We start from the raw sequence: 23,716 nt of genomic DNA, 5'->3' as shown, positions 1-23,716 counted from the left end.
GATCAGACCCGCTGCGGCAGCCGGGTCAGCCGCGGGCGCGGGTGGCGTCAGTTGCCGTTCCTCGCCGTGCGGGATCAGCTGGACGACACCAGGTCCTCGAGCACCGCGGCGATCTCGGGGACCGAGTCGAGTCGCCCGTCGGCGATCGCGACGATGAACTCGTACGCGGCATCGTTCGAGGCGAGGAAGCCCCTGCCGTTCACCTCGAGGAAGACCACGAGCACCATGAGTCCGAGACGCTTGTTCCCGTCGACGAGCGCGTGGTTCCGCACCGTGGAGTGCACGACCGCGGCGGCCTTCTCGAGCAGCGTCGGATACGCGTCACGACCGCCGATCGACGCGGCGGGCCGGACCATCGCCGCCTCGATCAGGCCGACATCGCGGACAGCGACGTCCGGCCCGAGCGTGCGACGCGCGATGTGGAGCGCGTCATCGACGGTCAGGTGGATCATCGTCCGAGTCGGTCGAGGGCCTCCGCGAATCGCGGCAGTTGCGTGTCCAGCACCGAATCGATCAGATCGCTGCGGCTGTGGTGCTCGATGTACTCGCGGATGGCCGCGCGGGCGATGTCCTGCATCGACCGTTCTTCGAGGTCTGCCCGCTTCCGCAGCGCCGCAGCTTCCGCGTCGTCCAACCGCAGTGTCATGGCCATGGGCGGCATGGTATCAACTGCGATACCACGGCGGATCAGGAGGCGGGTCACGGGCGCCACCCCGGCGTGACCAGGCCGGTCTCGTAGGCGAAGACGACCAGCTGGGCGCGGTCGCGGGCGCCGAGCTTGATCATCGCCCGGGAGACGTGGGTCTTCGCGGTCATCGGGCTGACGAACAGGTGGGCCGCGATCTCGGTGTTCGTGAGGCCCGCGGCGACGAGCTGCATGACCTGACGCTCGCGGTCGGTCAGGACGTCGAGCTCCGGCGCGAGCGAGGTCGACGTCGCGTGGGTGGCGTACGCCTCCACCAGGGACCGCGTGGCCCGGGGCGACAGCAGGGAGTCGCCGGCCACGACCGTCCGGATCGCCCGGAGGAGTTCGGCCGGTTCGGTGTCCTTGACGAGGAAGCCCGCAGCGCCGCCGCGGATCGCCTCGAACACGTAGTCGTCCTCTTCGAAGGTGGTGAGGATGACGACGTGCACCGCCGCGAGGTCCGGGTCGGCGGAGATCCGCTGCGTCGCAGCGAGGCCGTCCGTGCCCGGCATCCGGATGTCCATGAGGACGACGTCCGGCTGCGTGGCGCGAGCTGCGTCGACTGCCGCGTCCCCGTCGCCCGCCTCGGCGACGACCACCATGTCGGGCTCTGCCTCGACCAGTGCACGGAGTCCGGCCCGGATGAGCACCTGGTCGTCCGCCAGCACGGCCCGGATGGTCGCCTCGGGTGTCGCGGGGCGGTGTGGCGTCATCGTGTGGCTCCGGTGTCGGGGAAGGTGGTGGCCCGGGCGGTCGCCTCGGCCACGGGTCCGCGGACGGGCAGGCGCGCGGTCACCTGCCACCCGCCGTCGGCCGTGGGCGCCGCCGCGAGGGTCCCACCGACGGCGTCCGCGCGCTCGCGCATGCCGATGATCCCGTTGCCGGTCGGACCGAGACCGGTGGCTGGGAGCCCGGCGGTCGGCCCGGGGAGTGCTGGTCCCGCTTGCGACACCCCGGCGCGCGGTGGTCGGGTCGTCGCCGGGTGGTCCCTGACGGTCAGGTCGACGACGTCCGGCCCGACGTCGACGGTGATGACCACGCGGTGGCCCGGAGCGTGCTTCATGACGTTCGTCACCGATTCCTGCACGATGCGGAACCCGTTCCGGTCCGTGATGGCGTCGAGACGACCCGGATCGCCAGCGACGGTCGCGGCGATGTCCACGCCGGCGGCACGGGCGCGTTCGACGAGCGCCGGGATCCGGTCCATCCCCGGGGTGGGGTCGCGGTCGGATCCGAACGCGTCGGCGTCCACGGCGCGGAGGACGCCGAGGATCGTCCGCAGCTCGACGAGGGCGTCCCGGCTGGCGTCCCGGATGTTCCCGAGTGCCTGTTGCGTCTGCTCCGGCAGGTCGGAGCCCAGGTGGAGCGCGACCCCCGCCTGCAGGTTGATGAGCGACATGGCGTGCGCGACCGAGTCGTGGAGTTCACGGGCGATCCGGACCCGTTCGGCTTCGGCTCGGCGACGCTCGGCCTCGACCCGCTGACGCCGACGCTCGGCCACCCGCTCGATGCGGACCCGAGCCAGCTCGGACACGGCGATGGTCACGGTGGCCCACGCGAGCGCGAGCAGCACCGCACTGGGGTCGAGCGCCGGCGACCGGCCGAGCACGAGGTCCGCGGCGGGCAGCGTGACGACGCTGATCGCCGCGACGACGCCGACCGCCCACCGGTGCCCGCGGAGCCACGCGTTCGCCATCGCCATTGTCAGGGCCGCGACGAACGGCCCCCGCGGACTCACGACGACCGCGTAGGCGACGGTCGTGACGAGCGTGCCGACCAGCACCGCGCGCGGCCATCGCCACCGCCACGGGAGCAGCACGATGCCGGCGAGCAGCAGGCCGAGTGCGACGGGACCGACCGCGACCGCGTCGACCGGCCCGAGGACGACGTGCCGTGCCCACGGCGGCCCACCCCCGGCCGCCGACCCCGTGAAGCGGGAGGCCCCGAGCGTCCCGAGGACCTGGACGAGCGCCACGGGCAGGACCCGGCCGAACCTGCCGAACCGTCGACGGCCGTCCGGCCGAGGCGTGTCCTCGTCCGGGGTCGTCGAGCTCGGTCCGCTGTGCATGGGTCGAGCCTAGGGTCGCGTGGTCCCGGCGACATCGGGCGAGCGCACGACCTGTGGACTACTCCCCCGGGCGCAGGTGCCTGTGGAGGACGGGCCGCTGTACGACGGCGGGAGCAGGCGGAAGTGGGCCTCGGCGGCGGACGCGTGACGGGCCTCCAGGACCGACGCTGGAACGGTCGCAGCACAGCGACCAGCGGTCGCATCCGAGCGACCAGCAACCGACCAGGAGGTCACCATGATCACGTCACTCACCACAGCAGCCACCACCGCAGCCGGCCCCTACTGGCACGGCGGGGCCGGGTTCCCGTTCTTCGTCTTCCCCGCGTTCTTCTTCGTCGTGTTCCTCGTCGTCTTCCTGGTGTTCGGGGTCTTCCGACGGGGCAGCTGGCGCGCACTCGCCGACGCCCGTTCCGTGCTGGCGGACCGGTTCGCCCGCGGCGACATCGGTGCCGAGGAGTACCGGGCGCGGCTCTCCGAGCTCAGCCGGAAGTGACCTCGAGCGCGGCGAGGATCGCCGTCACCGTGTCGTCGACCGGTCCCGCGATCGACACGGCGACGGCGGCCTCGTCCGGCTGCGGACGCTCCAGCGTCGCGAACTGGGAGTCGAGCAGCGACGGCGGCATGAACTCGTGGTGCCGGTGTGCCTGCCGCTCGGCGATCAGGGCGTGGGACCCGTCCAGGAAGGCGATGACGAGGTCCGGGACGGAGGCGCGCAGTCGGTCCCGGTAGACACGTCGCAGTGCCGAGTTCGCCATCACGCACCGGGAACCGGTCGCCTCGACCGCGACGATCCGCGCGGCGCAGGCGTCGAGCCACGGCCAGCGGTCCTCGTCCGTGAGCGGGATGCCGCGGCGCATCTTCTCCTTGTTCGCGGCCGGGTGCAGGTCGTCAGCGTCGACGAAGGTGGTCGGCTGGCCGCGCTCGGCGAGGGCGACGGCCACCGCCTCGCCGATCGTGGTCTTCCCCGACCCGGAGACACCCATCACGAGCACGGGCGGGAGGACGGCGCGATCGGTCATCCCTCCACCGTAGGCGTCCGGGTGAACGCTCTCCACACGATCCCGTAACACCGGTGCGGTTCCAGGGCGCGGTGCATAGGTTGGTCGGCAAGACGTCAGGACAAAGGAGACCTTCGTGGCAGACAACAACGGACAGGCGAACATCGGCGTGGTCGGCCTCGCCGTCATGGGCTCGAACCTCGCACGGAACCTCGCCAGTCGGGAGGGCAACACCGTCGCGGTCTACAACCGCACGTACGCCCGCACCGAGGAGCTGCTGCAGGAGCACGGCGACGTCGGGTTCATCGCGTCGAAGGACATCGACGAGTTCGTCGCGTCGCTCTCGAAGCCCCGCACGGCGATCATCATGGTGCAGGCCGGCAAGGGCACCGACGCCGTGATCTCCCAGCTCGCCGACCGATTCGAGCCCGGCGACATCATCGTCGACGGCGGCAACGCGAACTTCCACGACACCATCCGCCGCGAGCACGACCTCAGCGAGCGCGGCCTGAACTTCGTCGGCACCGGCATCTCCGGTGGCGAAGAAGGCGCGCTCAAGGGGCCGTCGATCATGCCCGGCGGCTCGAAGGAGGCCTGGGAGACCCTCGGGCCGATCCTGAAGTCCATCGCCGCCGTCGCCGAGGGCGAGCCCTGCGTCACGCACATCGGCACCGGGGGCGCAGGACACTTCGTGAAGATGGTGCACAACGGCATCGAGTACGCCGACATGCAGCTGATCGCGGAGTCCTACGACCTGCTCCGCCGCGCCGGGGGTCTCGACGTCGAGGACCTGGTGAAGGTGTTCGACGAGTGGAACAAGGGCGACCTCGAGTCCTACCTCATCGAGATCACCGCCGAGATCCTCAAGCAGCGCGACGCCGAGACCGGCAAGCCGCTCGTCGACGTGATCCGCGACGAGGCCGGCTCCAAGGGCACCGGCGTGTGGACCGTGCAGAACGCGGTGGGACTCGGCATCCCGGTGTCCGGCATCGGCGAAGCGGTCTTCGCCCGGGCCGTGTCGTCGAAGCCGACCCAGCGCGCCGCGGTGCAGCAGTCGGTGCAGTCGCGCCCCGCGATCGCCGAGGTCCCGGACACCTTCGCCGACGACGTCCGGGCCGCGCTGTACGCCTCGAAGGTGGTCGCGTACGCGCAGGGCTTCGACCTCATCATCGCGGGGGCGAAGGAGTACGGCTGGGACATCGACCTCGGCAACATCGCGAAGATCTGGCGCGGCGGCTGCATCATCCGCGCACAGTTCCTCAACCGCATCGTCGAGGCCTACGACGAGAACCCCGAGCTCGAGAGCCTGCTGGTCGACCCGTACTTCGCGAACGCCGTCGCCGAGGGTGAAGCCGCCTGGCGTCGCATCGTCGGCATCGCAGCCGCGTCCGGGATCCCGGCGCCCGGGTTCTCGTCCGCGCTGTCGTACTTCGACGCGCTGGCGTCCGACCGGCTGCCCGCCGCGCTCATCCAGGGTCAGCGTGACTTCTTCGGCGCGCACACCTACCAGCGCATCGACAAGCCGGGGACGTTCCACACGCTCTGGTCCGACGAGGACCGCCGCGAGGTCGAACAGGAGCCGTCGACGCACTAGTCCGCGGGGACGACACGTCCGGAAGGCCCTGCCGATCGGCGGGGCCTTCCGGCCCTGCGCACGAGCCGACCCCGTCCTACGAGACGATGCGCTCGCGCGCCAGGTCCACGACGAGCCGCTCGAGCTTCGGTCCCCGCCCGAGCAGTCGCTTCGACCCGGGTGCCGCCCGCACGAAGAACGTCGCGACCGCCGGGGAGTCGTCCATCCGCACGTAGTGCAACGCCACGGCGCACGCCCGTCGCCCCTCGCCCGGGGTCCGGTCCTCGAGCCCGACGTGCACCATCCGGCTCCACCGGATCACGAGCAGCCGCGTCGCACGCCGTTCGTCGAGTTCCCACAGGGAGGCCTCGGTCGCGCCGAACGCCCAGGTGACCCGCTCCCCCAGGCTGACCTCGGCCCGGAGTTCCTCCATCGCCGCCCGGAGCTCGGCCGTGGGCGCCGCCGGGACCAGCCACACCGTGGGGTCGATGCGCCGGATCGCGAGCGCCAGGGCTTCGTCCTGTCGGCGCCGTCGGATCGTCTGCGCACGCACCACCGCGACGACGATGAGCGCCACCCCGAGCGCGATGGACACGGCCTCGGCGATGGCGAAGAAGCTGAGGTCGGTGTGCGGCGCCAACGCCACGACCAGGACGCGGCTGACCAGCAGTGCGAGCCAGACGGCGACGATGACCCACCGGACGACCATGAGTCGCCGCACCGGATCGGCCGGCCCGCGACCGCGCGCGCCGTCCCGCCGTGGAGCACGGTCCGGATGCCTCGCCATGCCCCGATCCTCGCACGCCCGATGGCCGCCGGTCTCTGGAGGGCCGGGGAACGCACGCCCGAACCGCCGGCACGACCACGTGCCCCGGTGCATGCACGACTGTCAGCAGTCCTGCGGCAGTCCGGCTCTAGCCTCGGGTCATGACCGAGGGCGCCGCCACCGAAGGACCCGTGACCGGAGGACCCGTGAGCGACCGAGGCGTCGGTGACCCCTCGGGCAGCAGCACTGGTCGCCAGGGCGGACCCGTGCGGACGCCGGACGTCGTGGTGCCGGCACGTCCCCGCCGCTGGGCGGCTGCCGCGGGCCTCGTGGCCGCAGCCGCGTTCCTCGGTCTCGCCGAGTTCGGCGCCCTGCTCCTCGGTGGTGCCGGCAGCCCGCTCGTCGCCGTGGGGTCCGCGGTCATCGACCTCGCCCCGCCGCCTGCGAAGGACCTCATGGTCGCGCTGTTCGGGACCGGGGACAAGGTCGCCCTGTTCGTGCTGATGACAGCCATCGTCGCCGTGGTCAGCGCGGGCGCCGGCATCCTGGAGCGCGCCCGTCCCCCCTTCGGCGCACTGGTCTTCGCGATCGGCGGTGTCCTCGCGCTGTTCGCCGTGACGACGCGGTCCGGCAGCGGCTCCCTGGACGGCGCACCCACCGTGCTCGGTGTGGCGGCGGCGGTCATCGTCCTCCGGGTCCTGACCGGACGACTCCGACGGTGGGAGGCCGCAGCCGCCGTCCCCTCGGCCGCACCCCGACCAGCCTCGACCGAGCGCCGTGCGTTCCTGGTCTGGGGCGTCACCGCGGCGGGGCTCGCGGTCGTGGTGGGCACCGCCTCCCGGCTCGGATCGTCCGCCATGCAGGCGGCCGCTGCCGCCCGCCGTGCCATCCGGCTGCCGCGCGCCGCGGCGCCCGCTGCGTCCGTCCCGGCGGGTGCGTCACTCGGCGTCGCGGGGATCACCCCGTACGTGACCCCGAACGCCGACTTCTACCGGATCGACACCGCGTTGAGCGTGCCGTCCGTCGACCCGGCAACGTGGCAACTCCGCATCCACGGCGCGGTGGACCACGAGGTCGTGCTGACGTGGGACCAGCTCCTCGCGCTGCCGCTCGAGGAGCACTACGCGACCCTGAGCTGCGTCTCGAACGAGGTCGGCGGCGACCTGATCGGCACCGCCAGGTGGTTGGGCTACCCGATCCGCGCACTCCTGGAACGCGCCGGACCACACGCGGGCGCCGACATGGTCCTCTCGCGGAGCATCGACGGCTTCACCGCCGGGACGCCCCTGGACGTCCTGCAGGACAAGGGGACCGCGGCGATCCTCGCGGTGGGCATGAACGGTGAGCCGCTGCCGGCCCAGCACGGGTTCCCGGTCCGCATGGTGGTGCCGGGCCTGTACGGGTACGTCTCGGCGACGAAGTGGGTCACCGAGCTCGAGGTCACCCGCTTCGCCGACGCCCAGGGGTACTGGACGCCGCGTGGCTGGTCGGAGCGCGGCCCGGTCAAGCTCGAGTCGCGGGTCGACACGCCCCGCGATGGCTCGACGGTGGAGGCCGGCAAGCAGGTGGCGATCGCCGGTGTCGCCTGGCAGCCGCACGTGGGTGTGCGGGGCGTCCAGGTGCGGATCGGCAACGGGTCCTGGCAGGACGCGACCCTCGCCGACTCGGTGTCGGCGGACACGTGGCGGCAGTGGGTGTTCCGGTGGACGCCGGACGCCGGCTCGCACCGCATCCAGGTCCGGGCGATCAGCGCGGACGGCGAGGTCCAGACGAGTGTCGAGCGGCCGCCGGCGCCGAACGGCGCCTCGGGTTGGCACACGGTGACGGTCCGCGCGAGCTGACCGTCCGCGCGCTGGCAGGTTCGCGCGCAGTCAGGTCTGCTCGCTGGTCCCTTCGCGCGCTGGCTGGTTCGCTCCGCGGTGCGGTCGGGAGGCACGGTGCGGGCGGGTGGGTCGGTCCACGCCGACGAGACGGTGCTCGGCTGGCGCCGCGCGGTCAGGACGGTCGGGTCGCCACGACGCAGGTCCCGTCGACGTCGACGTCCGACTCGACTGACACGACGAAGCCCGCAGCGCGGAACAGTTCGGCCGATGCCGGAGCCTGCGCCACGGACACCTCGATGACCACCGCCCCGCCCGGACGCACCCACACACCGGACTCCGCCGCGATCCGTCGGTGCAGGTCGAGGCCGTCGGTCCCCCCGTCGAGCGCCACCCGGTGCTCGTGGTCGCGTGCCTCGGTCGGCATCATCGCGATCGCCGACGTCGGCACGTACGGCGCGTTGACCGCGATGACGTCCACGACCCCGCGGAACCGATCGGGCAACGGCGCGAACAGGTCCCCCGCGACGACGATGCCACGATCCCCGACGTTCTCCGCCGCGACCTCGACCGCGTCCGGGTCGACGTCCACCGCGACCAGGTCCAACGCGCCGACCCGTCCGAGCAGGGCCACGCTGATCGCCCCCGCGCCGCAGCAGAGGTCGACGACCCGGTCGTAGCGCGACAGCCGTCGGGCAGCCTGCTTCACCACGACGGTCGTCCGCGCCCTCGGCACGAAGACCCCCGGCGTGACCCGGATGCGGTGCCCGTCGAACGCCGCCCAGCCCAGGACGTACTCCAGCGGTTCCCCACCGAGGCGCCGCTGCAGCAGCGATCGGAGCCGCACCGCATCACCGTCGCCGGCCTCGAGCAACAGGTCGGCTTCGTCCTCGGCGAAGACGCTGCCGGCCGCCCGGAGTCGAGCGGCCAGCGCGTCACGGGGCGACGGGGTCACCACGGGTCACTTCCGACGAACACGTCACGGCGACGGACACGGACACGGGATGGTGTGCGCCGTCGGCTGTGCCCCTGCGTTCCACGGCTCGGCCCATGTGGTCGATGCCTGCGCTACGCGGCGCCGTCGAACATCGACGTGACGGACCCGTCGTCGAAGACCTCGTGGATGGCGCGGGCGATGAGCGGGGCGATCGGCAGGACCTCGAGCCGGGGCCACCGCTTCTCCATCGGCACGGGCAACGTGTCGGTGACGACGACCCGGTCGATGAACTCGCTCTGCAGGAGCTCCGTGGCCGGGTCCGAGAACACGGCGTGCGTCGCGGCGACCACGACGCCGGTCGCGCCGGCTTCCTTGAGGGCCTCCGCCGCCTTCGCGATCGTGCGACCGGTGTCGATCAGGTCATCGACGAGCAGGCACACGCGGCCCCGGACGTCGCCGACGATCTCGTGCACGGTGACCTGGTTCGGGACGAGGGGGTCACGACGCTTGTGGATGATGGCGAGCGGCGCGCCGAGCTTCTCGGACCAGATGTCGGCGACCCGGACGCGCCCCATGTCGGGCGAGACCACGGTCAGCGTGGTCGGGTCGAGGATCTCCTGGAACCGCTCGAGCAACACCGGCATGGCGAACAGGTGGTCCACGGGGCCGTCGAAGAACCCCTGGATCTGCGCGGCGTGCAGGTCGACGCTCATGATGCGGTGCGCGCCGGCGGCCTTGAACAGGTCCGCGACCAGGCGGGCCGAGATCGGCTCGCGGCCGCGGCCCTTCTTGTCCTGACGGGCGTACGGGTAGAACGGCGCGACGACGGTGATGCGCTTCGCCGAGGCACGCTTGAGCGCATCGACGATGATGAGCTGCTCCATGATCCACTCGTTGATCGGCGCCGTGTGCGACTGGATGACGAAGGCGTCACACCCGCGGACCGACTCGTCGAAGCGGGTGTAGAGCTCACCGTTCGCGAACGTCCGGGCGTCGGTCGGGACGAGATCGACGCCGAGCTCCTCCGCGATCTCAGCCGAGAGTGACGGGTGTGCTCGCCCAGCGACGAGGACGAGTCGCTTCTGGCCGGTTGTCTTGATTCCGGACACGTGCCGTACTCACTCCCTGACCCGCGAGGGGTCGGTTCGACGACCCGAAGGTCGCCAGGATCTATTCGCTGTGCGCACGCCGAGCAGCCTCGGCCGCCGGCGAACCGGGTCGGTGTTCTTCGACCCATCCGTCGGTGTTGCGCTGCGGGGCGTAGCTGATCGCGAGCGACCCGGCCGGAACGTCCTTGCGGACGGTCGTTCCGGCGCCGGTGTACGCCCCGTCCCCAATCCTAACCGGGGCGACGAACACGTTGTGCGAGCCGGTGCGGACGTGGGACCCGACCTCGGTCCGGTGCTTGTGCACACCGTCGTAGTTGGCGGTGATGGTGTTCGCCCCGATGTTCGAGTCCTCGCCCACCTCGGCATCGCCGATGTACGACAGGTGCGGCACCTTGCTGCCCCGGCCGATCACGGCGTTCTTGGTCTCGACGAAGGTGCCGATCTTGCCGTCGTCCCCGAGGATCGTGCCCGGTCGCAGGTAGGCGAACGGTCCGACCGAGGCGCCGTCACCGATCACCGCGAGCGTGGCGTCCACCCGGTTCACGATCGCCCCGGTGCCCACTTCGGTGTCACGGAGCGTGGTGTCCGGACCGACGACGGCACCCGACGCGATCGCGGTCGCGCCGATGAGCTGGGTGCCGGGCAGGATCTCGGCGTCGGGTTCGATCGTGACGTCGAGGTCGATCCACGTCGTCGCCGGGTCCTGCACGGTGACGCCGGCGAGCTGGTGTCGGCGGACGATGCGGGCGTTGAGTTCACGGGCGGCATCGGACAGCTGTGCGCGGTCGTTGATCCCCGCGACCAGCCACGGGTCGGTCAGCGTGACGACGTCGATCCGGGCACCACGCCCGGCGATCAGCGTCGGCGCGTCGGTGATGTACTTCTCGCCCTGGGCGTTCGCGGTCGTCAGCGAGGGCAGGACCGCACGGAGGGCCGCCGCGTCGAACGCGTAGATGCCGGCGTTCGCCTCGGTGATCGCGAGCTGCTCGGGGGTCGCGTCCTTGTGCTCGACGACTGCCGCGAAGCCACCCGCCGCGTCGCGGATGATCCGGCCGAGGCCGGTGGGGTCCGGGGCGATGGCGCTCACGAAGGTGGCCCCGTTCCGCCCGGACACGTGCGCGTCGACCAGGGCACGGAGCGAAGCGGCGTCGAGGAGCGGCACATCGCCCGAGAGCACCACCACGGCGCCGTCGAAGTCGGCCGGGAGCGCGTCCACGGCGACCTGCACCGCACGCCCCGTGCCGGGGACGTCGTCCTGGTCGACGATGATCGCGTCCGGCGCTCGCTCGGTGACCTCGGCTGCCACCCGATCGCGCTCGTGCCGCACCACCACGGCGACGTGTGCGGGCTCGAGCGAGGACGCGGTCCGCAGCACGTGTGCGATGAGCGGCAGGCCCGCGAGCCGGTGCAGCACCTTCGGGGTGGAGGACTTCATGCGCGTGCCCTGCCCGGCGGCGAGGACGACGACGGCGATCCGCTGGTCGGTCATGGGTCCATCCTGGCGCACCGGCGCTCCGGGCGGCCGCGCGAACACGGCCCTGTAGGCAACCACGGGCAGAACCGCGGCCTGTGGAGGAACGGTCCCCGTGCCTCCAGGCCGTCCGACTCGGCCATCCGCCGACTCGGACCGGTCAGCGCAGCGCGCGCACGTCAGCGCAGCGCGCCCGTCAGCGCAGCGCGCGCCCCTCCGGCTTGACGAACGCCATCAGCACGAGCCCGGCGACCAGCACGACGACCACGCCGATGATGCCGTACCGCGTCGACCCGCCGATCGTCACGGCGAGCCCGAACAACGCCGGGGCGAGGAACGTCGCCGCCCGCCCGGTGGTGGCGTACAGGCCGAAGAGCTCACCCTCGCGCCCGGGTGTGGCGAGCCGTGCCAGGTACGCCCGCGAGGACGCCTGCACCGGTCCGACGAAGATCGCGAGCGTGAGCCCGAGGACCCAGAACCACTCCGTCGCGGTCCCGGCGAGGAACACGCCGATCCCGCAGACCGACAACCCGACGAGCGACACCAGGATGAGCGCCCGCGACCCGAACCGGTCGTCGAGTCGGCCCGAGGCGAAGGTGGCGACACCGGCCACGACGTTCGCCGCGATCGCGAAGAGGATCACCTGCGAGGCACTGAACCCGAACACCTGTGCCGCGATGATCCCGCCGAACGTGAAGACCGCCCCCACGCCGTCCCGGAACACCGCGCTGGCGAGCAGGAACGCCAGGACGTTCCGCCGCTCCCGCCACAGCCGCGCGATGTCCCGACCGAGGTCCGCGTACGCCGACAGGACGGTACCGCGGCCGGTGCGGATCGGCGCGGCCTCCGGGACGGTCAGGAACAGCGGGACGGAGCTGACGGCGAGCCACACGGCGGCTATGCCGATCGCGACCCGGACGTCCCACTGCCCCGTGGCGACCGTCGCCGGCAACCGGAGCAGGCCAGCGACGCCGTCGCCGCCGAAGTCCTGGATGCAGAGCACGAGCAGCACCACGAGCAGGACGATGCCGCCGAAGTAGCCGGCTGCCCAGCCGATCGCCGAGACCCGGCCGGTCCGCTCGCCGGGCGCGACCTGTCCGAGCATCGCGTTGTACCCGACGCAGGCGATCTCGTACGCGATCGTGCCGATGCCGAGGAGCGCGGCCCCGAGCAGCAGGAACGGCTGGCTCGGTGCGACGAAGACCATGCCCGCGATCGAGAGCGTCACGCCGATGGTCGCGATCAGCACGGAACGCTTCCGGTGGCCGGTCGAGTCGGCCAGTCGGCCGATCGCCGGCGCGATCAGGGCGACCACGATGCCCGCGATGGCCAGGGTCGTCGACACGACGGCGGCGTTGTGCGCGAGCTCCCGGTCGACCGCGGCCCGGCCTGCGGCCGAGGTGTCGGCGACGAGCGTCGGGTCGACGAACGCTCGGCTCGCCAGGTAGGTGCTGAAGACGAACGTCGTGACGACGGCGTTGAACGCCGCCGACCCCCAGTCCCAGAGCGCCCAGGACACGAGGGCACGGCGGTCGGTGCGCTGGGGCGCAGCCGCGGCCGCCGTCGGTGAAGCCGTCATGCGCGAACCGTAGCGCGTCCTGGTGGCGGAGCGGTGTCCCGCGTCGCCGCGCGGCGGACGGGAGGCACGGGGCGGCCCCGCCACGCCCCTCCCGTCGGCCGCCGCGCACCGCGCACCGCGCACCGCGTGTGCCGGTGCGAGGTTGGCCGCCTGGTGCGAGGTTGGTTCCGCGCACCGAGCGATCAACCTCGCACCGGGCCGAGGCGGCGCGTCAGACCGCGGGGACGCCGTTCGGGTAGACGACGGACTTGAGCGACGCGGGGTCGGTGTCGCTCTCGAGCGCCTCGCGGACGTCGTCCAGGCCGAAACGTCCGGTGACGAGCGAGTCGAGGTCGACCTGCCCGGACGCGACCAGCCCGATCGCGACCGGCCACGTGCCGGTGTAGCGGAAGATGCCGGTGACGGTGACCTCGAGGTTCTGGATGTGCTCCACGGGCAGGACCATCTCGGAGTTGCCGAGCCCGACGAGCACGGCCGCGCCCGCCGGCCCCACCGCGCGGATGCCGTCGGCGACCGCACGAGGAGCGCCGCTCGCGTCGATGAACGCGTCGAACGGCGGCAGCTCACGGGCGATGTCGACGGCGACGGGGTCGACGACCTCGGTCGCGCCGAACGTCAGCGCACGCTCACGCCGCTCGGGCACGAGGTCGCTCACGACGATGCGGGACGCTCCGAAGGCCCGTGCCGCCTGCGCGCAGATGACCCCGATCGGGCCCGCGCCGGCGATGAGGACCGACGAGCCGGGAACGATGCCGGCCTTGCGCACGGCGGCGATCCCGACGGAGAGCGGCTCCAGGAGCGCACCCGCCTCGAAGGAGACCGAGTCCGGCAGGGTGTGCGCGAACTCGGACTCGATCGTCACGAACCCGGCGAAGGCGCCGTCCACCGGGGGCGTCGCGTAGAAGCGCATGTTCGGGCAGAGGTTGTAGCGGCCGGCCAGGCACTGGGCGCAGCGGTGGCACGGACGCTGGGGTTCGACCGCGACCCGCTCCCCCACGCGTGCGGGGTCGACACCGTCGCCGACGGCCACGATCGTGCCGGAGAGTTCGTGCCCGAGGACGAGCGGCTGGTCGACGACGAAGTCCCCGATGCGCCCGTGCCGGTAGTAGTGCACGTCGGACCCGCACACGCCGACGGCGGCGACCTGCACGAGGACGTCACCGGGGTCGGCTGTGGGGACGGGGCGTTCCTCGATGGTGAGGTCCTCGGTGCCGAGGAGCACGCTCACGCGCTGGTGCTCGTGCTCGTGCTGGTCCTGGGCCTGGTCGGTGGGTGCGGTGGTCATGCGGTGCTCGCTTCCTCGGCCGCGTCGGCGCGGCCCTCGGGGGTGTGTGGCGCGGCGGCCCCGACGGGGTCGCGCAACGGGTCGATGGGGGGTGCGTCGGTCGCGGGCTCGTCGGTCGTGTGCTGGTCGGTCGCGAGCGGGCTCGGGGCGGGGGTCGGGCTCGGGCTCGGGCTCTGCTCGAACCCGGCGGGGTCGCGCAGCAGGTCACGGAACCCGATCTCGGCCGCCCCCCGCAGCAGGACGTCGTTGCCGAGTGCGGCCGGCACGATCCGGAGCCGCTCGGTCATCGCGGCCATGGACTGCGCCCGGACGGCCGTCTCGATCCGGTCCCCGACGTGCTCCAACAGCACCGCGAGGAACCCGCCGAGCACGACCACCTCGGGGTTGACGGTGTGGATCGCGTTGCGCAGGGCCGTGGCCAGCGCGGTGACCTGACGGTCCACGACCCGCTCGACCTCGGGCCGGTCCTCGGCCAGCACCGCGGCGAGCGCGGCGGGATCGTCCGCCGCGACACCGGCGACCGCCACGAGTGCGTCGCGGGAGGCCTCGGTCTCGAGGCACCCGACGGCACCGCAGTGGCAACGGACGCCGTTCGCCGCGACGAAGGTGTGTCCGAGTTCGCCGGCGTACCCGGCCGCACCGCTCAGGGGACGGGCGCCGCTGATGACGCCGCCGCCGATGCCGCTCGCGCCGCCGTTGAGGTAGACGAGGTCGTCGACACCGCGTCCGCTGCCGTGCAGTCGCTCGGCCCAGGCGCCGCTGTTCGCGTCGTTCGCCGCGCGGACGGTCAAGCCGGTCCGTGCTGCGAGGGGCTCGGCGAGCGGTTCGTCGTGCCAGCCGAGGTGCGGGGCGTACCGGACGGTGCCGTCCTCGACGCGGACCGTGCCCGGCACGGCGACGCCGATCCCGACCGGGCGGGCGCCGTGCCGTGCCGTGAGGTCGGCGAGGAGCGCGGCGATCGTGTCCACGGCCTCCGCGGCGGTGGGGGCGGTGTCGGACGGGGCGACGGCACGGTCCCGGATGCTGCCGTCGAGTCCGACGAGGGCCACCGTCACCGCGTCGACCTCGACCGTGACGGCGGCGGCCAGGACGTCGGGCGACGCCCGGACGACCGCACTCGGGCGACCGACGCCGGTGCCGGTCGCCGGGCCGGACCCGCCGACCGGGCCGGCCGGGGTGCCACCAGCCGCCGCGCCCGCGCCCTCGTGCACGAGGCCCCGCTCCACCAGGTCCCCGACGAGTGCCAGGGTGGTCGACCGGTTCAACCCGGTGCGCCGGGTGAGTTCGGCACGGGTGGTCGGCCCGTCCTCGTGCACGATGCGGAGCAGCCGCGCCGCGTTGCCGGGCGTCGTGGTGGCCGGTCGTGCCATGGGTTCCTCCTGGTGTGGGCGACGGGCCGCGGTGGCGGGCGGCGGCGCTCGGGCCCCGCGGCGCGCCGGTCAGCGCGAGCGCGAGAACGCGGCGTCGAACGCGGCGTCCGGCGGGGCGATGGTACCGAGCCGACGGACGAAGGCCAGCGCCTCCGGCCCCCCGACGAGTCGGTCCATGCCGGCGTCCTCCCACTCGACGCTCGTCGGCCCCTCGTACCCGATGTGGTTGAGCACCCGGAACACCCGCTCCCACGGCACGTCGCCGTGCCCGGCGGTGACGAAGTCCCACCCGCGCCGGGGGTCGCCCCACGGCAGGTGCGACGAGAGCCGTCCGTTCCGGCCGTCGAGCTGCTTCACCGACTCCTTGCAATGCACGTGGTACACCCGGTCGGCGAAGTCGAGCAGGAACGCCGCGGGGTCGAGGTCCTGCCACACGAAGTGCGACGGGTCGAAGTTGAACCCGAACGCCGGCCGGTCGGCGAAGACCGAGAGCGTTCGCTTTGCCGTCCAGTAGTCGTAGGCGATCTCGGACGGGTGCACCTCGAGCGCGAACCGCACGCCGACCTCCTCGAACACATCGAGGATCGGCGACCACCGGTCGTGGAAGTCCTGGTAGCCGGCGTCGATCATCGACGCGGGCACCGGCGGGAACCCGGCCACGGTCTTCCAGATCGACGAGCCGGAGAACCCGGTGACGGTGGAGACGCCGAGCGCCGCTGCGGCCCGAGCGGTCCACTGGAGCTCCTCGGCCGCACGCTGGCGCACGCCCTCCGGGTCGCCGTCGCCCCACACGTGCGGCGCGAGGATGTCCTCGTGTCGCTGGTCGATCGGGTCGTCGCAGACGGCTTGTCCGGTCAGGTGGTTCGCGATCGTCCAGACCTGCAGGCCGTTGCGCTCGAGGATCGCCTTGCGGTCGGCGACGTACTCCGGGTCGGTCGCGGCGCGCCGGACGTCGAGGTGGTCGCCCCAGCAGGCGATCTCCAGTCCGTCGTAGCCCCACTCGCCGGCGAGCCGTGCGACCTCCTCGAAGGGCAGGTCGGCCCACTGGCCGGTGAACAGCGTGACCGGCCGGGAGGCACGGGTCGAGTCCGTCATGATGCTTCCTTCCTGCGGTGGTCGCGCTGCACGGCGTCGGTCGGGTGCACGGTGCGGCTCACCAGTCTTCGGGGCGCGCGCCCGCCGGGACGGTCGCGGGGCGGTCGACGCGCGACTGCACGTCCACGACGGTGTGCTGGCGGCCGGCGGTCGCGATGGCCTCCATCACCTCGAGCACGTGGAACGCCAGGTCGCCGGACGCACGGTGCGGGCGGTCGGTCGCGATCGCGCGCGCCATGTCGGCGAGGCCGTACCCGCGCCCGGCGTCGGCGTACCCGGCGGTCGTGGGCAGCTCGCGCCAGGTGCGGTCGTCCGCCGTGGCGACGGACACCGGGTCGGAGAACCGGTTCGGGTCCGGGACCGCCAGGCTGCCGGCGGTGCCGTGCACCTCGAACAGCGGTGCCCGGGTGGCCCAGACCTCGAACGAGACGGTGAGGGTGGAGACCACGCCGTTCTCGTGCTCCAGGACGGCGACGACGTGGGTGTCGACGTCGACCGGGATCGGCGCGCCGGCGAAGGGCCCGGTTGCGATCGTCCGCTCACGGCTGGACTGCCGCGCGCTGCCGCTCACCCGCGCGACGGGACCGAAGAACTGCACCAGGCTCGTCAGGTAGTACGGCCCCATGTCGAACAGCGGGCCGCCGCCGGGCTGGTAGTAGAACGCGGGGGCCGGGTGCCAGAGCTCGTGCCCCGGGGCGCTCCACGACACCGCGGCGCCGACGGGATCGCCGATGAGCCCGTCGTCGAGTGCGGCCCGGGCGGTCTGGATCCCGGTGCCGAGGACGGTGTCGGGCGCGCTGCCGACCCGCAGCGCCCGCTCGGCGGCGAGCGCCAGCACGGGCGCAGCCTCGGCGGTGGACATCGCGAGCGGCTTCTCGCCGTAGACGTGCTTGCCGGCCGCGAGCGCGCGGGTCGCGACGTCGGCGTGCGCAGCCGGGATCGTCAGGTTGAGGACCACGTCGACGTCGTCGGCGGCGAGCAGGTCATCGACACTCGTGCCGCGCACCCCCTGGGTCGCCCCCACCGTCGCGGCACGGTCGACGTCGAGGTCCGCGACGGCGACGAGCTCCAGGTTCGGCAGCACCGGGAAGTGCTCGAAGTACTGCTGGCTGATGTTCCCGACGCCGACGACGCCGACCCTCAGCGGCTGGTCGTTCAGCGGGCTGCCCACAGGAGTCCCCTCTCGATGACGGTCCGGAGCGGCTGCGACTCGACGACCTCGACGCGGTGGCCGGGCGCCGAGACGAAGATCCGCCCCGCGCCCCACTGCCGGGTCCAGATCGCCGGTGACGTCACCGGACGGTTCCAGGCGTCCCACGAGCGGGCCCCCTGCGTGGTGGTCGCCAGGACGTCGTTGTACTCATCGCTCAGCACCCAGTACTGCTCGGTGACGAGGTCGAAGTCCTCGATGCCCTGCGTGATCGGGTGCTCGTGCCCGAGGTCGGTCATGTGCACGGTGTACGGGATGTAGTTGTCCGACTGCTCGCCGATGCGCTCGGACGGGTGCTTGCCGGCGTGGTGGGCGAACTGCCCGCCGATCATGTGCAGGTAGTCGGCGGTGTCGCGGTACGAGTCCGCGATGCCGCCGTGCCACCCCGCCATGCCGGTGCCCTGCAGCACGGCGCGCTGCAGGCCGGCGAACTCGTCGGCCGTGATGGTCGTCATGGTGTTGTTCTGGACGACCAGGTCGACGGTGTCCATGTAGTCCTGCTCGGTGTAGACCGCCGGGGCCCCCTCGACCCGGACGTCGAAGCCGTGGTCGCGCAGGAACGGGATGAACAGGTCGGTCGTCTCGACGGGCTGGTGCCCGTCCCAGCCGCCGCGGACGACGAGTGCCTGGCGTTGCATGGTGCCCTCCTGGGCGGACGTGGGGTCGGACGCGGTGTCCGTCACGGGTTCGTGGTCGGCGTCGCTCACGGGATGGCCGTCCAGCTGCTGCCGTCGGCAGCGCTGCGTTCGACAGCATCGAGCACCCGCTGCACGTGGAGCCCCTCGGCGAACGAGGGCGACGGGTCGGTGCCGTTCGTGATCGCGTCCACGAAGTCCTTCACCTGGTGGCTGAAGGTGTGCTCGTACCCGATGAGGTGCCCCGTCGGCCACCACGCGGCCATGTACGGGTGCTCGGGCTCGGTGACGAGGATCCGCCGGAAGCCCTGCTCCCCCGCGGGCGCGGTGGCGTCGTAGAACCGCAGCTCGTTCATCGACTCGAGGTCGAACTGGATCGCGCCGTCCGAGCCGCTGATCTCGAGTGTCAGGCCGTTCTTCCGGCCGGTCGCGTAGCGCGTGGCCTCGAACGTGCCGATCGCGCCGTCGGCAGCGCCGCCGCGGAGCCGCCCGAGGAAGAACGCCGCGTCGTCGACGGTGACCTGCCCGCGTTCGGTCGACGCCGTGCCGGAGAGTCCGACGCCGTCGGCCAGCAGCGGCCGCTCGGTCACGAAGGTCTCGAGCGTGCCCGACACCGACCCGAGCGCCGCGCCGGTCACGTGTTCAACCAGGTCGATCGCGTGCGCGCCGATGTCGCCGAGCGAGCCGGACCCGGCGAGCGCCTTGTCGAGCCGCCACGTCATCGGGCCCTCGGCGTCGGCCAACCAGTCCTGCAGGTAGAGCGCGCGGACCTGGCGGACGGTCCCGAGCCTCCCGGCCTGCACCAGCTGGCGGGCCAGACCGATGGCCGGCACCCGGCGGTAGCTGAACCCGACCATCGCGCGGACGCCGCGCTCGGCGGCGGCCGTCGCGGCCGCGGTCATCGCCTCGGCCTCGGCGACGGTGTTGGCGAGGGGCTTCTCGCACAGGACGTGCTTGCCGGCCTCGAGGGCGGCGATCGCGATCTCGACGTGGGACGACCCGGGCGAGACGACGTCCACGACGTCGATGTCCGGATCGGCGACGACCGCGCGCCAGTCGGTGGAGGCGGCGCGCCAGCCGTACTGCTGCCGCGCGGCTTCGGTCCGCCCGGGATCCCGTCCGACGATGACGCTCATCTCGGGTTCGACCGCCAGGTCGAAGAACCGGGGTGCCGTCCGCCAGGCCTGCGAGTGGGCGGCTCCCATGAAGCCGTGTCCCACCATCGCCACTCGAAGTGGTCCCTGTGCCATCCGCTCGCTCCTTTGCGATCACGTCCTTGCCTTGGCCAACACTACCGCTTATGTTGGGCGCGGCAACATTTTGTTTCGACGACGAACGGTGACCATCATGGCAACGACGCCCACCCGCGACGACAAGTTCTCCTTCGGTCTCTGGACCATCGGCTACAACGGGTCCGACCCGTTCGGTGGCCCCACCCGCCCGGCCCTCGACGTGGTCGAGGCAGTCGAGAAGCTCGACGAGCTCGGCGCCTACGGCCTGACCTTCCACGACGACGACCTCTTCGCGTTCGGCTCGACCGACGCCGAGCGGCAGACGCAGATCGACCGCCTCAAGGGCGCGCTCGAGGCGACCGGCATCGTCGTGCCGATGGTGACGACGAACCTGTTCTCCGCCCCCGTCTTCAAGGACGGCGGCTTCACCTCGAACGACCGCGACGTCCGCCGCTTCGCGCTCCGCAAGGTCCTGCGCAACATCGACCTCGCCGCCGAGCTCGGCGCGTCGACGTTCGTGATGTGGGGTGGCCGCGAGGGCGCCGAGTACGACGCCGCGAAGGACGTGCAGGCCGCCCTCGAGCGCTACCGCGAGGCCGTGAACTTGCTCGCCCAGTACGTCACCGACAAGGGCTACGGCATCCGCTTCGCCATCGAGCCGAAGCCGAACGAGCCCCGCGGCGACATCCTCCTGCCGACCCTCGGCCACGCGATCGCCTTCACCGAGACGCTCGCGCGTCCGGAGATGTTCGGCATCAACCCCGAGGTCGGCCACGAGCAGATGGCGGGCCTGAACTTCACCGCCGGCATCGCCCAGGCGCTCTACCAGGGCAAGCTCTTCCACATCGACCTGAACGGCCAGCGCGGCATCAAGTACGACCAGGACCTCGTCTTCGGTCACGGCGACCTGCAGAACGCGTTCTCGCTCGTCGACCTGCTCGAGCACGGTGCACCGCAGGGCGGCCCCGCGTACGACGGCCCGCGCCACTTCGACTACAAGCCGAGCCGCACCGAGGACATCACCGGCGTCTGGGACTCCGCGTCGGCCAACATGCGCATGTACCTGCTCCTCAAGGAGCGTGCGCAGGCGTTCCGCGCCGACCCCGAGGTGCAGGCCGCGCTCGAGGCCTCGAAGGTCTCCGAGCTCAGCACCCCGACGCTGAACCCGGGCGAGTCGTACGACGACTTCCTGGCCGACCGCTCGGCGTACGAGGACTTCGACGCCGACGCGTACTTCGGCGGCAAGGGCTTCGGCTTCGTGAAGCTGCAGCAGCTCGCGATGGAGCACCTCATGGGCGCTCGTGGCTGAGGTCGCGGCTGGCGCACTGGTGGCCGGGGTCGACTCCTCGACCCAGTCCTGCAAGGTCACCGTCCGTGACGCGTCGACGGGCGCCGTCGTCCGGGAGGGCCGCGCGGCTCACCCGGACGGCACGTCCGTCGACCCCCGCCACTGGTGGGACGCCCTCGGCGCCGCGATCGCGGACGCCGGCGGACTCGACGGGGTCGGTGCGATCGCGATCGCCGGGCAGCAGCACGGGATGGTCGCGCTCGACGCCGACGGACACGTCGTCCGCGACGCGCTGCTCTGGAACGACGTCCGCAGTGCCGACGCGGCCGCGCAGATGGTCGACGAGCTCGGCCGGGAGGCATGGGTCGCCCGGACGGGTCTGGTCCCGGTGGCCTCGTTCACCGGCACGAAGCTGCGGTGGCTCCGCGATGCGGAACCCGAGAACGCGGCCCGCGTCGCGGCCGTCGCGCTCCCCCACGACTGGTTGTCGTGGCGGCTGCGCGGGTACGGTCCCGCGGACGAGAGCCGGCTCGGTCCGGACCTCGACGCCCTGGCGACCGACGGCTCGGACGCCAGCGGCACCGGCTACTGGGACCCGGTGCGCCGGGAGTACGACCCGGAGCTGTTCGAGCTCGCGCTCGGGCGTCCGATGCGCACGGCCGAGACCGGGGACGAGGACGCGGTCGTGGTGCCGCGTGTCGTCGAGCCGGACGAGGCGATGGGCACGCTCGACGTCGACGTCCTGCTGCCCGGTGACGTCGTCGCGCCCGCGGGCCTCATCGTCGGCGCCGGACTCGGCGACAACGCCGGGGCAGCGCTCGGCCTCGGACTCGGCCCGGGTGACGTCGCGGTGTCCCTCGGCACGAGCGGCACCGTCTTCGGGGTCACCGACGCCGAGGTGCACGACCCGAGCGGGACCGTGGCGGGCTTCGCCGACGGGACCGGGTCGCGCCTCCCGATCGTCACGACGCTCAACGCGGCCCGCGTGCTCGAGGTGATCGGCGGCCTGCTCGGCGTCGACCACGACGCGCTCGGCGCGTTGGCGCTGGCCGCCCCGGCCGGCGCGGACGGACTCGTCCTGGTGCCGTACTTCGTCGGCGAGCGCACGCCGAACCGCCCCGACGCGACCGCGTCGCTGGTCGGGATGACGCCGGGGACGACCAACCGCGAGCACCTGGCGCGCGCGGCGGTGGAGGGCATGCTGTGCGCCCTGGCCGACGGGCTCGCCGCGGTCGAGGACACCGGGACCGTCGTGTCCCGGTTGCTCCTGATCGGTGGGGCGGCACGCAACGAGGCCGTCCGTGTCGTCGCCGCACAGGTGTTCGGTCGCGACGTCGAGCTGCCCGAACCCGGCGAGTACGTGGCCGCCGGTGCCGCGCGTCAGGCGGCGTGGGCGCTGAACGGCTCCCTGCCGGCGTGGAGCATCGCGACGACCGTCATCCCCGCCGACCCGCATCCCGCGGTGCTCGAGCAGTACCGCGCCGTGGCTCGCTGAACCACCGCGCACCCGACACACCCCGCCCCCGGCGTCCGTGCAGACGGCGCCGGGGGCATCATCGTCCCCGGAGGACCCCATGCCGATGACCGACCTGCCCCTCGACCAGCTCCGCGCGTACACGCCGGAGGTCCGTCGCCCCGCTGACTTCGACGCCTTCTGGGCCGACACGATCGCCGCGTCCCGGCAGGCGGCTGCCGATGCCGGTGCGACGCCGACGCTGGCGCCCGCCTCGACCCCGGTGAGCGCCCTCGTCGTCGAGGACCTGACCTTCCCCGGCTTCGCGGCCGACCCCGTGCGGGCATGGGTCTCGCGACCGGCAGGCTCGGCGGACGCGGACCTGCCCGTGGTCGTCGAGTACCTCGGGTACGGCGGCGGCCGGGGGCTGCCGGGCGAACGCGTCTCGTGGGCGCTGGCCGGCTACGTCCACGTCGTGATGGACACCCGCGGACAGGGCAGCGGCTGGGGCTCCGGTGGCGACACCCCGGACCCGCACGGCTCCGTGCCGCACCAGAGCGGCTGGATGACGAACGGCATCACGTCGCCCGCCGACCACTACTACCGGCGCGTGTTCACCGACGCCGTCCGGCTCGTCGACGCAGTCCGGACCCTCCCCGGGGTCGACGCGTCCCGCATCGCACTGACCGGCGGCAGCCAGGGCGGCGGCATCGCGATCGCCGCGGCCGCACTCGTCGAGGCGTACACCGGACCGATCGTGGCGGTGCTGCCCGAGGTCGCGTTCCTGTGCGACTGGGAGCACGGCACCGACGTGGCCGTCGGCGGCCCGTACCTGGAGATCGCGCAGTACCTGTCCGTGCACCGGGACCTGGCCGACACCGTGTGGGAGACCGCCGCCTACTTCGACGGCGTCAACCACGCTGCTGGGATCTCCGCTCCGGCGCTGTTCTCCGTCGCGCTCATGGACGAGGTCGTGCCGCCGCGGACGACGTTCGCGGCCTACAACGCGATCGGCTCCGAGGACAAGGCGATCGAGGTGTACCCGTACAACGGGCACGAGGGAGGCGGCTTCCGGCACTGGGAGCGGCAGGCGGCGTTCCTGGCGTCGCGGGCCTGAGGGGCGCGGCGGGTCCGGGGGCGCG

Annotated in this window: 22 protein-coding genes; 6 read left to right on the top strand and 16 right to left on the bottom strand. The window is 72.6% G+C overall.

The features are described from left to right. Window positions 1-74: 74 nt before the first annotated feature. From J7E22_RS02190 to J7E22_RS02175, 4 genes are read right to left on the bottom strand one after another with little or no spacing between them, the layout of a single operon-like run. A complete protein-coding gene (locus J7E22_RS02190) occupies window positions 75-452 on the bottom strand; it encodes a type II toxin-antitoxin system death-on-curing family toxin (RefSeq protein ID WP_214978431.1) in 378 nt (125 codons plus the stop codon). Beyond that, window positions 449-703 (bottom strand): ribbon-helix-helix protein, CopG family, encoded by a 255-nt coding sequence (locus J7E22_RS02185; RefSeq protein ID WP_308159114.1) that lies wholly within the window; start codon window positions 701-703, stop codon window positions 449-451. Before J7E22_RS02185 ends, J7E22_RS02190 begins: the two co-directional genes overlap by 4 nt. After that, complete coding sequence (locus J7E22_RS02180; protein WP_214978430.1) at window positions 700-1,398, bottom strand: response regulator transcription factor; 699 nt, start codon at window positions 1,396-1,398, stop codon at window positions 700-702. Before J7E22_RS02180 ends, J7E22_RS02185 begins: the two co-directional genes overlap by 4 nt. Next, window positions 1,395-2,753, bottom strand: a complete 1,359-nt coding sequence (locus J7E22_RS02175; RefSeq protein ID WP_214978429.1) for a sensor histidine kinase — start codon at window positions 2,751-2,753, stop codon at window positions 1,395-1,397. The genes J7E22_RS02180 and J7E22_RS02175 overlap by 4 nt, the downstream gene beginning before the upstream one ends. A 235-nt stretch (window positions 2,754-2,988) precedes the next feature. Here J7E22_RS02175 and J7E22_RS02170 point away from each other — a divergent pair, with 235 nt between their 5' ends. After that, entirely contained in the window at window positions 2,989-3,246 is a 258-nt protein-coding gene (locus J7E22_RS02170; RefSeq protein ID WP_214978428.1) for a hypothetical protein, read from the top strand. Here J7E22_RS02170 and J7E22_RS02165 read toward each other — a convergent pair. Beyond that, window positions 3,233-3,772 (bottom strand): gluconokinase, encoded by a 540-nt coding sequence (locus J7E22_RS02165; RefSeq protein WP_214978426.1) that lies wholly within the window; start codon window positions 3,770-3,772, stop codon window positions 3,233-3,235. The two genes, J7E22_RS02170 and J7E22_RS02165, sit on opposite strands and share 14 nt — an antisense overlap. Before the next feature lie 115 nt (window positions 3,773-3,887). On the opposite strand from J7E22_RS02165, the gene gndA reads away from it, so the two are divergent. Next, window positions 3,888-5,345: an NADP-dependent phosphogluconate dehydrogenase gene (gene gndA / locus J7E22_RS02160; protein WP_214978425.1), complete on the top strand. Its 1,458-nt coding sequence runs from the start codon at window positions 3,888-3,890 to the stop codon at window positions 5,343-5,345. A 76-nt stretch (window positions 5,346-5,421) separates the two neighbouring features. Here the strand turns inward: gndA and J7E22_RS02155 are convergent, their stop codons facing one another. Then, window positions 5,422-6,111 carry a hypothetical protein gene (locus J7E22_RS02155; protein WP_214978423.1) on the bottom strand — a complete coding sequence of 230 codons (690 nt, stop codon included), beginning with the start codon at window positions 6,109-6,111 and terminating at the stop codon, window positions 5,422-5,424. Between the two features lie 140 nt (window positions 6,112-6,251). Here J7E22_RS02155 and J7E22_RS02150 point away from each other — a divergent pair, with 140 nt between their 5' ends. Further along, on the top strand, window positions 6,252-7,931 hold the full coding sequence (locus tag J7E22_RS02150) for a molybdopterin-dependent oxidoreductase (protein ID WP_214978421.1): 1,680 nt from the start codon (window positions 6,252-6,254) through the stop codon (window positions 7,929-7,931). 154 nt (window positions 7,932-8,085) lie between these two features. Here J7E22_RS02150 and J7E22_RS02145 read toward each other — a convergent pair whose 3' ends face one another. The 10 genes from J7E22_RS02145 to J7E22_RS02100 form a co-directional block, all read right to left on the bottom strand. Beyond that, window positions 8,086-8,865 carry a putative protein N(5)-glutamine methyltransferase gene (locus tag J7E22_RS02145; RefSeq protein ID WP_308159113.1) on the bottom strand — a complete coding sequence of 260 codons (780 nt, stop codon included), beginning with the start codon at window positions 8,863-8,865 and terminating at the stop codon, window positions 8,086-8,088. Window positions 8,866-8,978: 113 nt separating this feature from the next. Further along, window positions 8,979-9,956: a ribose-phosphate diphosphokinase gene (locus J7E22_RS02140; RefSeq protein WP_214978417.1), complete on the bottom strand. Its 978-nt coding sequence runs from the start codon at window positions 9,954-9,956 to the stop codon at window positions 8,979-8,981. Window positions 9,957-10,017: 61 nt separating this feature from the next. After that, window positions 10,018-11,445 carry a bifunctional UDP-N-acetylglucosamine diphosphorylase/glucosamine-1-phosphate N-acetyltransferase GlmU gene (glmU, locus tag J7E22_RS02135; RefSeq protein WP_214978415.1) on the bottom strand — a complete coding sequence of 476 codons (1,428 nt, stop codon included), beginning with the start codon at window positions 11,443-11,445 and terminating at the stop codon, window positions 10,018-10,020. Window positions 11,446-11,623: 178 nt separating this feature from the next. Next, complete coding sequence (locus tag J7E22_RS02130) at window positions 11,624-13,006, bottom strand: MFS transporter (RefSeq protein WP_214978414.1); 1,383 nt, start codon at window positions 13,004-13,006, stop codon at window positions 11,624-11,626. Between the two features lie 211 nt (window positions 13,007-13,217). Further along, window positions 13,218-14,291, bottom strand: a complete 1,074-nt coding sequence (locus J7E22_RS02125; RefSeq protein ID WP_214978413.1) for an NAD(P)-dependent alcohol dehydrogenase — start codon at window positions 14,289-14,291, stop codon at window positions 13,218-13,220. Beyond that, window positions 14,288-15,661, bottom strand: a complete 1,374-nt coding sequence (locus J7E22_RS02120; protein ID WP_214978412.1) for an ROK family transcriptional regulator — start codon at window positions 15,659-15,661, stop codon at window positions 14,288-14,290. Before J7E22_RS02120 ends, J7E22_RS02125 begins: the two co-directional genes overlap by 4 nt. Before the next feature lie 69 nt (window positions 15,662-15,730). Continuing rightward, window positions 15,731-16,756 (bottom strand): sugar phosphate isomerase/epimerase, encoded by a 1,026-nt coding sequence (locus tag J7E22_RS02115; protein WP_214978411.1) that lies wholly within the window; start codon window positions 16,754-16,756, stop codon window positions 15,731-15,733. Between the two features lie 58 nt (window positions 16,757-16,814). After that, on the bottom strand, window positions 16,815-17,927 hold the full coding sequence (locus tag J7E22_RS02110; RefSeq protein ID WP_308159112.1) for a Gfo/Idh/MocA family oxidoreductase: 1,113 nt from the start codon (window positions 17,925-17,927) through the stop codon (window positions 16,815-16,817). Next, window positions 17,912-18,604, bottom strand: a complete 693-nt coding sequence (locus J7E22_RS02105; protein ID WP_214978762.1) for a ThuA domain-containing protein — start codon at window positions 18,602-18,604, stop codon at window positions 17,912-17,914. Before J7E22_RS02105 ends, J7E22_RS02110 begins: the two co-directional genes overlap by 16 nt. A 65-nt stretch (window positions 18,605-18,669) precedes the next feature. Beyond that, the gene (locus J7E22_RS02100; RefSeq protein ID WP_251008592.1) at window positions 18,670-19,851 is read right to left on the bottom strand and encodes a Gfo/Idh/MocA family protein; all 1,182 of its coding nucleotides are present in this window, start codon (window positions 19,849-19,851) and stop codon (window positions 18,670-18,672) included. 97 nt (window positions 19,852-19,948) lie between these two features. On the opposite strand from J7E22_RS02100, the gene xylA reads away from it, so the two are divergent. The 3 genes from xylA (at window position 19,949) to J7E22_RS02085 (ending at window position 23,691) form a co-directional block, all read left to right on the top strand. Next, window positions 19,949-21,142 (top strand): xylose isomerase, encoded by a 1,194-nt coding sequence (gene xylA, locus J7E22_RS02095; RefSeq protein ID WP_214978410.1) that lies wholly within the window; start codon window positions 19,949-19,951, stop codon window positions 21,140-21,142. Further along, entirely contained in the window at window positions 21,135-22,616 is a 1,482-nt protein-coding gene (locus J7E22_RS02090) for an FGGY family carbohydrate kinase (RefSeq protein ID WP_308159111.1), read from the top strand. The genes xylA and J7E22_RS02090 overlap by 8 nt, the downstream gene beginning before the upstream one ends. 79 nt (window positions 22,617-22,695) lie before the next feature. Then, the gene (locus J7E22_RS02085; protein WP_214978409.1) at window positions 22,696-23,691 is read left to right on the top strand and encodes an acetylxylan esterase; all 996 of its coding nucleotides are present in this window, start codon (window positions 22,696-22,698) and stop codon (window positions 23,689-23,691) included. Window positions 23,692-23,716: the final 25 nt, after the last annotated feature.

The sequence above is a fragment of the Curtobacterium sp. ISL-83 genome, assembly GCF_018613895.1.
Lineage (GTDB): Bacteria > Actinomycetota > Actinomycetes > Actinomycetales > Microbacteriaceae > Curtobacterium.
The sequence above is the reverse complement of the archived record's forward strand: the minus strand, read 5'-3'. Positions and strand labels throughout refer to the sequence as shown.